The organism is Acinetobacter sp. CAU_H_78, assembly GCF_058599365.1.
In genome coordinates, this window is the sequence record NZ_CM178652.1 from 1,791,306 (window position 1) to 1,804,425 (window position 13,120).

Annotated in this window: 12 protein-coding genes; 4 read left to right on the top strand and 8 right to left on the bottom strand. The window is 42.4% G+C overall.

All coding sequences use genetic code 11. The annotated features are described in order from the left end of the window. Positions 1 to 79 precede the first annotated feature (79 nt). On the top strand, positions 80 to 1,123 hold the full coding sequence (locus tag AC4MCD_RS08645) for an NAD(P)H-dependent flavin oxidoreductase (protein ID WP_419374945.1): 1,044 nt from the start codon (positions 80 to 82) through the stop codon (positions 1,121 to 1,123). Positions 1,124 to 1,183: 60 nt separating this feature from the next. On the opposite strand, the gene AC4MCD_RS08650 is transcribed toward AC4MCD_RS08645, so the two are convergent. Together AC4MCD_RS08650 and dusB are read right to left on the bottom strand one after the other, a co-directional pair. Continuing rightward, positions 1,184 to 1,861 carry a hypothetical protein gene (locus tag AC4MCD_RS08650; protein WP_419374944.1) on the bottom strand — a complete coding sequence of 226 codons (678 nt, stop codon included), beginning with the start codon at positions 1,859 to 1,861 and terminating at the stop codon, positions 1,184 to 1,186. Between the two features lie 244 nt (positions 1,862 to 2,105). Continuing rightward, a complete protein-coding gene (dusB, locus tag AC4MCD_RS08655; RefSeq protein WP_419365616.1) occupies positions 2,106 to 3,131 on the bottom strand; it encodes a tRNA dihydrouridine synthase DusB in 1,026 nt (341 codons plus the stop codon). 80 nt (positions 3,132 to 3,211) lie between these two features. Here dusB and AC4MCD_RS08660 point away from each other — a divergent pair, with 80 nt between their 5' ends. Together AC4MCD_RS08660 and AC4MCD_RS08665 are read left to right on the top strand one after the other, a co-directional pair. Continuing rightward, the gene (locus AC4MCD_RS08660) at positions 3,212 to 4,417 is read left to right on the top strand and encodes a DUF1615 domain-containing protein (RefSeq protein WP_419374943.1); all 1,206 of its coding nucleotides are present in this window, start codon (positions 3,212 to 3,214) and stop codon (positions 4,415 to 4,417) included. Further along, the gene (locus AC4MCD_RS08665) at positions 4,384 to 5,049 is read left to right on the top strand and encodes an HAD-IB family phosphatase (RefSeq protein ID WP_419374942.1); all 666 of its coding nucleotides are present in this window, start codon (positions 4,384 to 4,386) and stop codon (positions 5,047 to 5,049) included. Before AC4MCD_RS08660 ends, AC4MCD_RS08665 begins: the two co-directional genes overlap by 34 nt. 53 nt (positions 5,050 to 5,102) lie before the next feature. On the opposite strand, the gene AC4MCD_RS08670 is transcribed toward AC4MCD_RS08665, so the two are convergent. Then, a complete protein-coding gene (locus tag AC4MCD_RS08670) occupies positions 5,103 to 6,197 on the bottom strand; it encodes a fatty acid desaturase family protein (protein ID WP_004786314.1) in 1,095 nt (364 codons plus the stop codon). 14 nt (positions 6,198 to 6,211) lie between these two features. After that, positions 6,212 to 7,276, bottom strand: coding sequence for a ferredoxin reductase (locus tag AC4MCD_RS08675; protein ID WP_491875908.1), 1,065 nt, complete (start codon positions 7,274 to 7,276; stop codon positions 6,212 to 6,214). A gap of 153 nt (positions 7,277 to 7,429) precedes the next feature. Here AC4MCD_RS08675 and fabR point away from each other — a divergent pair, with 153 nt between their 5' ends. Continuing rightward, positions 7,430 to 8,107 carry an HTH-type transcriptional repressor FabR gene (gene fabR / locus AC4MCD_RS08680; RefSeq protein ID WP_004786319.1) on the top strand — a complete coding sequence of 226 codons (678 nt, stop codon included), beginning with the start codon at positions 7,430 to 7,432 and terminating at the stop codon, positions 8,105 to 8,107. A 45-nt stretch (positions 8,108 to 8,152) separates the two neighbouring features. On the opposite strand, the gene AC4MCD_RS08685 is transcribed toward fabR, so the two are convergent. The 4 genes from AC4MCD_RS08685 to AC4MCD_RS08700 all read right to left on the bottom strand — a co-directional run bounded on the left by AC4MCD_RS08685 (position 8,153) and on the right by AC4MCD_RS08700 (position 13,119). Continuing rightward, positions 8,153 to 8,953, bottom strand: coding sequence for an alpha/beta fold hydrolase (locus AC4MCD_RS08685; RefSeq protein ID WP_491875909.1), 801 nt, complete (start codon positions 8,951 to 8,953; stop codon positions 8,153 to 8,155). A 128-nt stretch (positions 8,954 to 9,081) separates the two neighbouring features. Next, entirely contained in the window at positions 9,082 to 9,348 is a 267-nt protein-coding gene (locus AC4MCD_RS08690) for a PAAR domain-containing protein (RefSeq protein WP_419365611.1), read from the bottom strand. 145 nt (positions 9,349 to 9,493) lie between these two features. Continuing rightward, positions 9,494 to 12,331 carry an RNA polymerase-associated protein RapA gene (rapA, locus tag AC4MCD_RS08695; protein WP_419374939.1) on the bottom strand — a complete coding sequence of 946 codons (2,838 nt, stop codon included), beginning with the start codon at positions 12,329 to 12,331 and terminating at the stop codon, positions 9,494 to 9,496. 143 nt (positions 12,332 to 12,474) lie between these two features. Continuing rightward, positions 12,475 to 13,119, bottom strand: a complete 645-nt coding sequence (locus AC4MCD_RS08700) for an RluA family pseudouridine synthase (RefSeq protein WP_491875910.1) — start codon at positions 13,117 to 13,119, stop codon at positions 12,475 to 12,477. Between the last annotated feature and the right edge of the window lies 1 nt (position 13,120).

Genomic DNA, 13,120 nt, shown 5'->3' on the forward strand with positions numbered 1-13,120 from the left:
TTCAAAATAAAATAACCAATATGATTTGCTTAATTCTGCGGCTATAGGCAAAGTAGATAGAGTAACAGGGAGCAAATCTATGTCTTTATTAGAAAAACTTGGAATAAAACATCCTATTTTTTTGGCCCCTATGGCAGGCGTTTCGACACCTGAACTGGCAGCGGAAGTTTCAAATCAAGGTGGTCTGGGTTCGCTCGGCTTAGGAGCCAGCAGCGTAGAATCTGCGCGCCAGCAGATTTTAAAAACTCAGGAACTTACAGATTGCCCATTTCAGGTTAACTTTTTCTGTCATGACAGCCAGCCTCTTGATGAAAACGTAGCTCAAGCCTGGATTGACCAGTTTAAAGATAAATTTGCTGAATACGGAATTAATCCACCCACTCAATTGAACTGTATTTACCCAAGTTTTAAAGACAATGATGACTTCCTGAATCTGGTTCTGGAAACCAGACCATGTGCGGTCAGCTTTCATTTTGGCATTCCCCTTCCGCATCAGATTCAGGCTCTAAAAGATGCAGGTATTCTGACGATGGTATCTGCCACCAATTTTGCTGAGGCCAAAGCCATTCAAGAGACAGGGATTGATATCATCATTGCTCAAGGCATTGAGGCTGGAGGTCACCGGGGTATCTTTAGCACCAAGTTTGATGCCTCAGTCAAAACCTCTAATCTGGTCAAGTTGATGAAACAGCATTTTTCACTGCCGGTGGTTGCTGCAGGCGGAATCATGAATGGTGAACAAGCCCGTCAGATGATGGACTTTGGCGCTGAAGCAGTACAATTGGGTACAGCATTTGTTCAATGCAAATCTTCCAATGCCAATGATGCCTATCGTAAAGCGCTACTGTCCAAGCCGCTGACTCAGGTTAGTGCCAGCATTTCCGGCCGTCCAGCGCGTGGCATCATTAATCACTGGCACATAGATATAGACACGCCTAATCGTCTGGATGTTCCTGCCTATCCCTATACTTATGATCTGGCCAAGCAGTTACATGCAGCAGCGTCCAAACATGGTGATCAGGGTTATGGCGCATTTTGGGCAGGCTCAAATGTGGCGCAAATTCGTGAGATGGAAGCCTCTGATTTAATTAACCAGTTAGTACTGGAAATGAAACAGAAATAAAAAAAAATTTATTTTTAAAATAAAAAACCTCTCCAAAGAGAGGTTTTTTATATCGATTCTTTAACGCGTCATACGATGCCAAGCATCTTTGATCGCAAATTTTGCTTCTTCCCAATTCAAACGGGATTCACCTTTTACCTGTTCCCATTTAGTTCGTAGTTCAGGTTCGGCATGTTCAAAGTCAGTCTGACGGTCATATAGTGGACGGTTTTCATAACCCACTCGATAAGCACCACGATAGTCACGATCATAGTCTAGATCGCTGTAAGTAGTACGTGATTCGGTATAATACGGACGGTTGGTATGCTCAGTTCTCCAGTAATCATCCTCCTGCTTAATCGTGTCCGGATGCTGATAATTATCTGCTTCTGGATGATTTTCTGGATGCTCGTAGTTATCCGTCTGTTTTGGATGATCAGGTGAAGCAATATCATTCCCTGCAATACCGCCTACAACACCGCCAATAATACCGCCTACTACTGCCCCTGGAGGGCCACCTACCAGACCGGCAGTTGCTCCAACTGCTGCCCCGCCTAAAGTACCTGCACTGGTAGCAAGTACATTATCCTCGCCTTCATTCATATCTGGCACACGAGGATTATCTTTTTGAGGTGAATTCAAATCTGGTCGAGCACTGGCATCTGTTGCTTCTTGATTTAATGCGTCACTACGTTCCTCTGGTAATTCAGTCGAGGTTTTATTGCCAAAGTCTGTAACTGGACGATTGGTATTTGTCATTATAGATCTCCCTTGATCATGAGAATGAACAAGATTGAATAAACATCTTGCCATGCTAGAAATTCAGCTTAGAGCAATTTCACGTAACCAATGTCCATATCCTGTCCAGTTTCAGTGAACTTAATATGCGGCTATGTTCACTACAGGCTTTAATATAACGGAAGCATATAAAATTTTAGCTACAAGATAAAAAAGGTACTGTATTTACTACAATACCTTTTAGAAGAACTAGGAAATCTCTCTTTTATTTGGTTTCTAACAGATTCACCTGATCTACTTGTACATCGCTCATGATATGGCCATGTTCCAGTAATCCATTAAAATAGTTTTCCACCACTTTATATTGATCGGCGGTGTTTTCTACCTGATACATATTTTGACGGAATTCATTACTCGAACGTAGTCCTTTGGTATACCAGGCAATATGCTTACGCGAAATACGGCAACCTGAATATTCACCATAAAACTCATAAAGTTCGGATAAATGCCCTAGTAGCACATCTTTCACTTCAGCAATACTTGGCGCAGCCAGATGCTCTCCGGTTTTTAAATAATGTGCAATTTCACGAAAAATCCAGGGACGGCCTTGTGCTGCACGGCCGATCATAATGGCATCTGCACCTGTATAGTCCAGTACATATTTGGCTTTCTCAGGACTATCAATATCTCCGTTCGCAATCACGGGAATATTCAACATCCCTTTCACTTCCTTGATTAAGGAGTAACGTGCCGTATTGAGGTACATGTCTTCACGAGTACGGCCATGTAATGCCAGCGCTGCAATCCCCGCGTCTTCAGCACGTTTTGCAACTCGCAGAATATTTTCATGACCGTTGAGATAGCCCAAACGGGTTTTTAAAGTAACAGGAACATCAACTGCAGCAACAACTGCATCTAAAATACGTGCAACCAGATCTTCATCCTTTAACAAGGCAGAACCGGCTAGCTTATTACAGACTTTCTTTGCTGGGCATCCCATATTGATATCAACAATTTGTGCCCCATTTGCAACCTGATAGCGTGCTGCCTCAGCTAAGTCATGTGGATCAGAACCAGCAATCTGCGCTGAGATTGGTGCCAGCTCACCATCAAAATTTGCCCGATATAAGCTCTTTTTGCTCATGCGCAAGGTCTTGTCAGAAGTCATCATTTCACTGACCGCATGACCTGCACCGAAGTACTTGCATAAGGTTCTAAATGGACGATCGGTGACACCTGCCATGGGAGCGACAATCAAATTATTTGACAGTTGATAGGGACCAATATACATATAAATTCATCACTTTTCTGATGGGCATAGTATACTGCATCTGCCTTGTTCACTCATCTTTTCAATTTATTTACGACACCATGAACAAATATTTTGCTCAAGCTTTTTCTCTTAAGTCCGTATCCATACTTGCTTTATCTATTAGCCTTGTAGGGTGTGGCAATGGTTCATGGTGGTCAAATGATGAACCGACTCTTGAAGTTGAACATATTCGCAAGGCCATTCCAAGTCGTGTCAGCCAGCGTGAATCCTGGGCACAAGATATTTATGACATCACTGATCAGCTCGGTATTCCACAAACCAAAGAGAATATCTGTTCAATCGTGGCAGTTGTCGATCAGGAATCTAACTTTAATGCAGACCCGGTAGTTCCTGGTCTTGGTGAAAAAGCAGTTAAAGAAGTTCAGGAACGTCTGGAAGAAAAATTCAAAGATAAACTTGGTGAAAGTATCGGTGCAACAGTTGCAGGATATTTCCAGGATGTACTGAAAAACCATCCAAGTCCAGAAGACAATTATCTCAGTCAGATGCGCCAGGTCAAAACCGAACGTCAATTAGATGAACTTTATCGTGAAATCTTTGATTACATGGCCAAACATTATCATGTAAGTGCACTGACAGGGGCTGCCAAACTGTTTGGACAAAATATTGGCGAAAAAATGAATCCGATTACAACTTTGGGTTCCATGCAGGTACATATCAGCTATGCCAAGGAATATAAACGTCAAGGTGGCAGTATTGCTGATTTGCGTAGTGACCTGTATAGCCAGTACGGCGGACTCTATTACGGGATTCATCGATTGATGATGTACCCTGCGGATTATGAAAAACCAATTTATCGCTTTGCTGATTATAACTCCGGGATGTATTCCAGCCGTAATGCAGCGTTCCAGAGCATGTTAAATAATTTAACCGATGCCGAATTGAGTCTAGATGGCGATTTACTACTTTATACTAAAGATGGCGCGATTCGCTCACAAAAGAGTCAATCTGAACGAGAGCTCATCAGCGTTTTTGCAAAAAATAATTTTATTATTACTGAACGTCAGATTCGGGCGGATCTAAAAAAAGAAAAAGTTAAAGATTTTGAAGATACCATGACTTATCGTGGTATCAGTAAACTTTATCAAGAAAACACCGGTAAAGAGCCAATTTATGCAATGATGCCAGAAGTTGTGATCTCAGGCCCAAAATTGAGTCGTGAGTATAATACTAACTGGTTTGCCAGCCGTGTCGATGGTCGTTATCAAACATGCATGCGCCGCATCAAAAATATAAAACTCTAGCCTTATTTGATTTTGATGGAACCCTGTATCCTTATGACAGTTTTACAGGGTTCATTTTCTATGCCTTAAAGAAAAGGCAGATTTTAAAACGTGGCATTCGTATTCTGCCTTGGATTCAGGCTTACTATCTTAAGCTCTATCCTGCTCATGCAATGCGCCCAAAGCTGTATTACACCATGTTCAAAAATAGTCATGCGCATGAAATTCAGCAGCTTGCCGAAGAATATGCACAGCAGCTTGTTTTAAGATTAAATCCTAAGCTATTAAAGCAACTTAGACAACATCAGCAACTCGGGCATCAAGTCGTTCTCGTTTCTGCTTCACTGGATTTATATTTAAAACCGGTTTGTACTTATTTAGGCATTGACCTGATTTGTAGTGAAGTAGAAATTCTGACAGGCAAAATGACAGGTTTATACAACACACCTGATTGTAGTAAGGATCAGAAGAAAAGTAGAATCCTGGAAAAATATAATTTAGAAGATTATGCTGAAATTTATGCTTATGGAAATAGCGAAGAAGATGAGGCAATGTTAAGCCTTGCACAGTATGCTTATCTGGAAGGTCGAGATAAAGTACTTCCACTACTTGAAATGAATTTATCTGAGTCTGAGCTTAAAATAATTAATTAAACTGAGAATAATAAAAAACCGCTATGAACAGCGGTTTTTTATTGAAATCTATCTTACTTCTTAAACGGAAATGCATATTTCACAATACGTTTAATTACGCTGCCATACTGTTTTACCAAACTGGCATTGTTATAGTTCAGACCATATTTTTTACATACTGCTTCTACTTTTGGCGCCATTTGACGGTAACGGCGTGCAGGCACATCTGGATATAAGTGATGTTCAATCTGATGGCTTAAATGTCCAGTCAAAATATGAAACGCTTCAGAACCAGTCAAGTTTGAAGAACCACGAATCTGGCGCATATACCAGTGACCACGACTTTCATTTTCCATCACAGCTTTCGGAAACACTTCTACATCTTTGGTAAAGTGACCACAGAAAATAATACTAAAAGTCCAGATATTACGAAGGCCATTTGCCACCAGGTTACCTGTCAATACCGGTAATGCTGCAGGACCTGCAATCAATGGAAAGAATACATAATCTTTGAATAATTGCTTGCCAATTTTACGCTGCATTGGCTTCCATTCTTCAAGGGTTTGCTCTTTGGTTTTACGGCCTTTGAAGTATTTACCCAGTTCAAGGTTTTGAATGGCCACGCCCCACTGGAATAACAAGCAAAATGGAATACTGTAAATTGGCTGTAATAAATAGCCTGGTTTCCAGCGTTGCTCAGGGAACAAACGCAACAAGCCATAACCAATATCGTCATCCATGCCTTTAATGTTGGTATAGGTATGATGCTTGAAGTTATGGGTTTGACGCCAGTTGTCTGAAGTTCCGACAATATCCCACTCGTAGGTTTGGCCATTGAGCTTCGGATCATTCATCCAGTCATATTGACCGTGCATGACATTATGACCCAATTCCATATTTTCCATGATTTTGGCAAAGCCTAATAAGCCTGTACCCAACAACCATGCTGGCGGGAACCAGCCTGCGAATAATAAGGCACGACCTGCAATCGATGAATAACGGATACTCGAATATACGCGACGGATATATTTGGCATCTTTTTCACCTAAATCATCCAGCACTTCCTGTTTGATGGCATCAAGCTCACGTGCAAGTTCATCTAGCTCAGACTGGGTCAGTTCACGGTTTTTAGGATTTTTAAAATACTGTAATTTTACTGGCATATTCATAGGATAAAACTCGCTTATAAGTCGATGACAAGGTCAGTCTGCGCTGAGTTAACACAAATTTTTAAAAGATTACCTGGCTCGGTATTTTGTGCGCCATTGACCAGATTCTTGGTTGAACCTTCCGCTTTATTACAGGCACATTTATTACAGATGCCCATACGACAGCCATGGGTCGGTCGGATATTCTGCTGTTCCAGGCTTACCAGAATTGACTGGCCTTTTGGAATCGTGACGATTTTTTTCGATTGAGTCAGGGTTACATTGACAAAACCGGTATCAGCTTCATCACTCAGACTCATGCTGAAAGCTTCACTTTTGAACAGTTTTGCTGAAGCAAACAGCCGTTCTGCAGTCGCAACAAAACCTGATGGTCCACATGCATAGACTGTGCTGTGTTCCAATGCTTGCAATTGATCTAGATAAGATTCATCAAGACGCGGCGCAGCCGGTTGTTCCTGAGTTGCAAATACCTGATAAGAAAAGTTTGAAAACTTTTGTGCCAGCTCTTCAAAACGCGCAATGAAAGCAGCATCCTGGTTTTTCTTAACCCAGTACCATAAAGTTACTGGTGCAACCAGTTCAGCTTTATCTTTTAAAGCTTCCAGCATACTCAGCATTGGGGTGATACCACTACCCGCAGCAAGCAAAAGCAATGGGCTGTCCTGTTCTGGCAAAGTCATGTCACCGAAAGGCTGACCGAATTCAATGATATCGCCGACTTCAGCCTGTTCAGCAAACCAGGTAGTAACTTTACCCGCATTCACTTTTTTAACCGTCAATAAAATATGCTGCTGATCAATACGGGTCAGACTATAGCTACGTTCATAACGAATGCCGTTCACCACCACAAATACAGGATGATGCTGGCCCGCCTGACCGAACTGGAATAAATGATTGACACGAATCGTCAGGCTCAGCATATCCTGCGCAGCATGTTCTTTGCGCACAATCTTGCCTAAGGGCTGATTCATTGACCATAAAGGATTTAATTTCTGCATCCAGAAATTAATCGCATATGGATCAATCACACTCTCTTTCAGCGTATTTAATGGCGTTTTAAGCTTTTCGAGTACAGGCATCGTTTTAGACATCACCTTGGATTTTTAATTATTATACACTTGTATATATATTTGTATATACATTTGTATTGTTTCTAATCATTTCACAAGCTGGACTGCCTTCGTTATAATGTGTTAATGCCTTTTACTAATCACCTCATGAATGAGCCTTCAATGAAAATAAGCAGTGACGCGTCTTTACCATCGAAAAGCATTGATGAGCCCATTATTGTCCGTAGTGTGGGCCGTAAAGCGACCATTACCAAGGAAGAACTGTTCCAGGCTGCTTTAAACCTGATCGGACCACAAAAAAGTATTTCATCTTTAAGCTTGCGTGAAGTTGCTCGTGAGGCTGGAATTGCTCCGAACAGTTTTTATCGTCATTTTAAAGATATCGATGAACTGGCGATTGAGCTGATTGATCGTGCTGGGATTGTGCTGCGTCAGATTCTCAATGAATCCCGCCTAAAAGCATCGAAACAGAACAGTATTATCCGTAGTTCTGTCGAAGTCTTTATTGCCCAGCTGGATGCTGATGAAGGTAATTTAAGTCTGTTATTACGTGAAGGTTATACCGGTTCAAAATCCTATAAACAGGCAGTCGAACGCCAACTGAATTATTTCCAGCAGGAGCTTCAGGAAGACCTGATCCGTCTGGAACGACTAAATAATAAAAAATTATTTCATCCTGAGATTGCGGCCAGAGCGATTACCCAACTGGTATTTAATATGGGTGCCAATGTGATCGATATGGCACCTGAAGACCGTAAGGAAATTGCGGAACAAACCATGATCATGATTCGCATGATTCTGGAAGGTGCCCGTCATCTGGATCAGTCTCAGATCCGTTAAACCAGCTAAAAAAAGACTCTTAGTGAGTCTTTTTTATTACCAAGATTAAAGCTTATTCAATCTGGCTTTAACATGGTTTGCCGTCATTTCCGGATGCTCTAGTGGAAACATATGTCCGCCCTGCACCACCGAATAATGAATTTGGTAAACCTTATGCATGCCTTGTGGTAAACCTTGCTGATAAAACTGGCTGCGCTCTGCTGTGATTAAATGTATCGGAACCTGGGGTGGTTTTCTTGGTGTACGCCACCACCAGGCCGGTACAGTCCGGAAAATTTCTGCCTCAATCTGTTTAGGAATGGCTAGAGTTACTCCTTCACGCTCTTGATCAGGTACAATCCCGCTTTCAATATAATCCTGAAAACATTGTTCATCAAAATGCTTAAACAGACGATTCGATCTCAGCGCTGCAACGGCGTCCTGTTTAGATGGCCAGTAATCCTTACGTTTTAGGGTAATACCTGCTGGAGTGAAGCGGTCAATACTTTTTAAGTTGAACTTTTTCACGACTTCAAACAATGCACTATTTTTCCCAATTACGAAAGGTGGATCCATGATCACCAGTTTGGAAAATAAATCCGGACGTTGATAGGCTGCCATTAAAGTTACCAAACCACCAAATGAATGTCCCAGCCCAATCACCTTTTGATCCGGAGATTGCTGCTGGATATCCTGTATCACTTCATTTACTAGATAACGCCAGTCTTTGGTAATTGGATAGGCTGGATTCATCCCGATCAGCGGAATCGCCTTGACCTGATATTCGTCCTGAAAATAATTTAAAAACTTGCGATAGCTTGCCGATGGAATGCCATTGGCATGAGTAAAATGCAAAACCTGTTTCATTATTTTCTTTGATCATTTCTTTATAAAGCCTGAAAGAAGCTTAATATTGAAATGCAAAATTCTACAGAACCAAATTCACCAATCTATGACCTTTAAGTCACTCCTGGCCTACATCGGCATATGGTTCATTATTTTTTAGAAATAGTCAGGTTTTGCATTGGTAAAAAAGTGGCTCCACAACTGGCTTTATCTCCAGCAATGATTACAGCCCTGCCTTTGATTATTGTAGATAAATCACTAGCAATGGCTGTCACGGTAGTTTGACACTTGGGACAGTAATGCTTCATGCCATTCAGATGCACCGCCATTCCGTTAATTAAAAAAGAGTTCTCACATTCAGAGACCATACCGCCATGGCTGGTTTTCGCGCCAATAGTGATCAATGCTTTGGACATGGTATTTATTTCTTATTCTTAGGTGGGCTGATTCTAAACAATACAGAAAATATCAGCTAGCACGGCCCGACCAAGCACTCCATGAAGCTTTAAATTTCAGCCATAATAAAAGCAGCCCGAAAGCTGCTTTTATAATTCATTAGACTTATGGTTTAACCACGACCATTACCTGAATCGCTTCAGGTGTTACGGATAAACCTTCTAACAAACTCAAACCTTCTTTCTGCAATTTCTGTAAACGTGCGATTTCATCTTCACGGATACTTGGGTTGAACTGTTTCAGGTAAGTTAGACGGTCAATTTCATACTGCCATTTATTTCCATACACTTCTTTAGCCTGCTGCTTGAAGTTTGGCAATGCTGAACGAGCCAGTTCCAATGCTTGTTGATAACGTGCTTCAATTACTTCACGCCGTGCTTTCACTACCTGACGGCAGCTATTGCCATCTAAATGATGTAGATAAGGTTTCAGGATTTCAGGCGCAATCTTCTGAGACAGATCCTGACCTTTTTCACTGAGTAATACACGGATCAGTTGCTGTGGCAAGCTTGACGGTAAGTTCAGTGCTTTTGGTGCAACCACATCAACCTTGAACCACACTTCCATCAATACAGAACCTTGTGGTAATGCTGCAGATTTTAAGACTGCAACATTGGTACTACCAAAGCCTTGAGTATTGATCATTTCCATCACACTTTCAGTGAGTGGATGTTCTAGAGTTAGATATTGAGCATCTTCACGGATCTGAGCCTGATCACGATAGAAGGTGGCTGTCATACCCTCTTCATCCAGGGTTAAACCTTGTACCTGCATCTGATCCGTTGGCTTGATGATCACGGTACCATTGCTTTGTTCATCAAAATCGATATTGGTCGATGCCATGAAACGCTTCATGAACATTGGCAAGGTGGTATTGTCATCATAGTCTTCAAGTGCATTGACAATTTCCTGTGCCACGACGGGGCGGCAAGAATTGTACTCAAGCAGACGGTCACGACCTTCCTGCAATTCAGCTTCAAGCGCTTCACGTTGCACACTGACTTCTTCCAGCAGATCTTCAAATTCCTGACCTTTATCTGCCAGCAAGCAATCTTTCAGGGCAATAATAAAGTTTTCTTGCAGCGTTTGCGCCGTTGGAGAAATGTTGCTGAAAATATTCAACGCTTCGTTATACCAGCGGAACATACGTTCTTGCGCAGTACCCACCAGATAAGGCACATGAATCTGAATACGGTTTTCCTGACCAATACGATCCAGACGACCAATACGCTGTTCCAGTACATCCGGATTGGCTGGCAAGTCAAACAGAATCAAGTCAGATGCAAACTGGAAGTTACGGCCTTCTGAACCGATTTCAGAGCACAATAAAATCTGTGCACCATAAGATTCTTCAGCAAAATAAGCCGCTGCCTGGTCACGTTCCAGCAGGCTCATACCTTCATGGAACATGGCAGTACGGATACCTGCATGCAGACGTAATACATTTTCCAGTGCTTCAACCACTGGACCACTACGTGCAATCAGCAATACTTTTTTATGCTTCAGATCAGTACGTAGCTTTTCCATCAACCACATTACACGCGGATCGGTTTCCATCCACGAGCCATCAAGTTGAGATTCTTCCGGCCACATCTGTTCACGTAGTTTGCCATCTTTAGACCAGTTTTCTGGTGCTGGCAAAGGCGCTGGCTGACAGTCACGGCCAGGGAAGCCCTGAATTGCTTCACGTGTATTACGGAACAGGATACGACCCGTACCATGACGGTCTAGCAATTCATGAATCGCACGGAAACGTTGCTCCGGAGTATCTTCAATCGCATGACCAAGCAGGCTTTCAATCGCAGTAAAATGCTCTGCTTCCAGTGGAAGGTCTGACATCAGTACTTCAGCGATTTTAGCAGTATGCTGATACTGCTCTTCTTCATCCAGGAAACGGTCCAATGAACTGAAACGTTGTGGATCAAGCAGACGCAAACGCGCAAAGTGAGATTCCACACCGAGCTGTTCAGGTGTTGCAGTCAATAACAATACGCCCGGTGTTTTCTCTGCCAGTTCTTCAACCAGATCATAACGGTCATTGCCGCCTTCTTCCTCAGACCACATCAGGTGATGCGCTTCATCGACCACCAACAGGTCAAAGCCCGCCTCAATCGCCTGTTCGCGTAGATCTTCGTGATCCACCATCAAGTCTACAGAAGCGATAATACGCTGTTCAGTCAGGAATGGATTTAGATCAGGATCATGCTCTTTAATCGATGCAGTACGCGCCAGATCAAATAGGGAGAATTCAAGATTGAAACGACGGCGCATCTCAATCATCCACTGATATTGCAGTGAATCCGGAACCAAGATCAGGATACGTTCAGAACGGCCAGTTTTAAGTTGCTGATGAATGATCAGACCAGCTTCAATGGTTTTACCCAAGCCAACTTCATCCGCCAGTAAAACACGCGGTGCAAAACGCTGACCGACTTCATGTGCGATATACAACTGGTGTGGAATCAGACCTACACGCGAACCGACCAAGCCACGCAATGGACTGGTTTGCATATTAGCTTGCATCAGCAAGGCTTCAATACGCAGGTCATACCATTCTTTATAGTCAATCTGGCTGGCCAGTAAACGGTCTAAAGGTTTAGACAACTGAATCGTTGCGCCTACACGGGTTTCATTTAAAGCTTTACGTTCTTCTGTGCCATCTTCAAGAGTACGAACCACGTGATAACGCACCACGCCATTTCGGTCTTCAACTGACTCAACGGTCCAGATCGTACCTTCCTGATCTTGCAGCTCGTCATTTGCATTAAATACGATACGAGATAAGGGTGCGTTACTGCGAGCATAGACGCGAGTTTCATCGCTTTTTGGGAATAAAATGCTGACCGATCGCTCATCAACATCAATGAGAACCCCTAAACCGAGTTCTGTTTCAGTATCTGATAACCAACGTTGACCAATAGCAAATTGCTGCAATTTTTCCACCTTTATCTTAAGTACAAGATTATGAATATCAGGCTCAATCACGAAACGTCATTTGAGCAAAATTTCACACCTTCAAGCAATGTATTTTGACATAAAGCCCACTAAAAAGTGAGCATAATTCACGTCGATTAAACAAGTATTTCCTAGAATTCAGCCGGACAATTAAATTCAACTAACTGTTGTGTTTTAGGATGATAAAAACTTAAACGCTCGGCATGTAAGCATAGACGCTGACTAAGCTGTTGCTGCTCTGGCGTTGCATACAAGGTATCGCCAATAATCGGATGCCCGAGATATTGCATATGTACACGGAGCTGATGTGAACGACCGGTAATCGGAGTCAGTTTCACCCGAGTCACAGCTTGCCCCTGAATTTCAAAATGTTCGATGGCCTGCCATTCTGTAATTGCCGGCTTATTATGATTCGGTTCAGCAATATGCAGTGGTGGACGGCTTGGATCATAAATGACAGGCACATCAACTGTACCCTTGCCTTCTAATGTTCCAGCCACGATGGCTTGATAGGTTTTATCGGTTTGGCGTTCCTGAAACTGGCGAGAAATGTTTTTTTGCCCTTCACGGCTTAAGGCAAATACTAAAATACCGGAAGTGTCTCGATCCAGACGGTGGATCAGCAATGTTTTAGGTTCTAATTTGATGAGGCGATTGATTAGGCAATCTTGTAAATCTTCTGTTTTACCGGGCACTGTGAGTAAGCCTGCAGGCTTATGGATGACCATAAAATCTTCATCACGATGTATCAGATGTTCGGTTAGAAAATTACTCAAA

Excerpts from the sequence above, each read along its gene's own strand:
- fabR (WP_004786319.1), top strand. The coding sequence starts at position 7,430 with ATGAAAATAAGCAGTGACGCGTCTTTACCATCGAAAAGCATTGATGAG.
- AC4MCD_RS08665 (WP_419374942.1), top strand. The coding sequence starts at position 4,384 with ATGCATGCGCCGCATCAAAAATATAAAACTCTAGCCTTATTTGATTTT.
- AC4MCD_RS08660 (WP_419374943.1), top strand. The coding sequence starts at position 3,212 with ATGAACAAATATTTTGCTCAAGCTTTTTCTCTTAAGTCCGTATCCATA.
- AC4MCD_RS08650 (WP_419374944.1), bottom strand. The coding sequence starts at position 1,861 with ATGACAAATACCAATCGTCCAGTTACAGACTTTGGCAATAAAACCTCG.
- AC4MCD_RS08685 (WP_491875909.1), bottom strand. The coding sequence starts at position 8,953 with ATGAAACAGGTTTTGCATTTTACTCATGCCAATGGCATTCCATCGGCA.
- AC4MCD_RS08690 (WP_419365611.1), bottom strand. The coding sequence starts at position 9,348 with ATGTCCAAAGCATTGATCACTATTGGCGCGAAAACCAGCCATGGCGGT.
- AC4MCD_RS08670 (WP_004786314.1), bottom strand. The coding sequence starts at position 6,197 with ATGAATATGCCAGTAAAATTACAGTATTTTAAAAATCCTAAAAACCGT.
- dusB (WP_419365616.1), bottom strand. The coding sequence starts at position 3,131 with ATGTATATTGGTCCCTATCAACTGTCAAATAATTTGATTGTCGCTCCC.
- AC4MCD_RS08645 (WP_419374945.1), top strand. The coding sequence starts at position 80 with ATGTCTTTATTAGAAAAACTTGGAATAAAACATCCTATTTTTTTGGCC.
- AC4MCD_RS08675 (WP_491875908.1), bottom strand. The coding sequence starts at position 7,276 with ATGCCTGTACTCGAAAAGCTTAAAACGCCATTAAATACGCTGAAAGAG.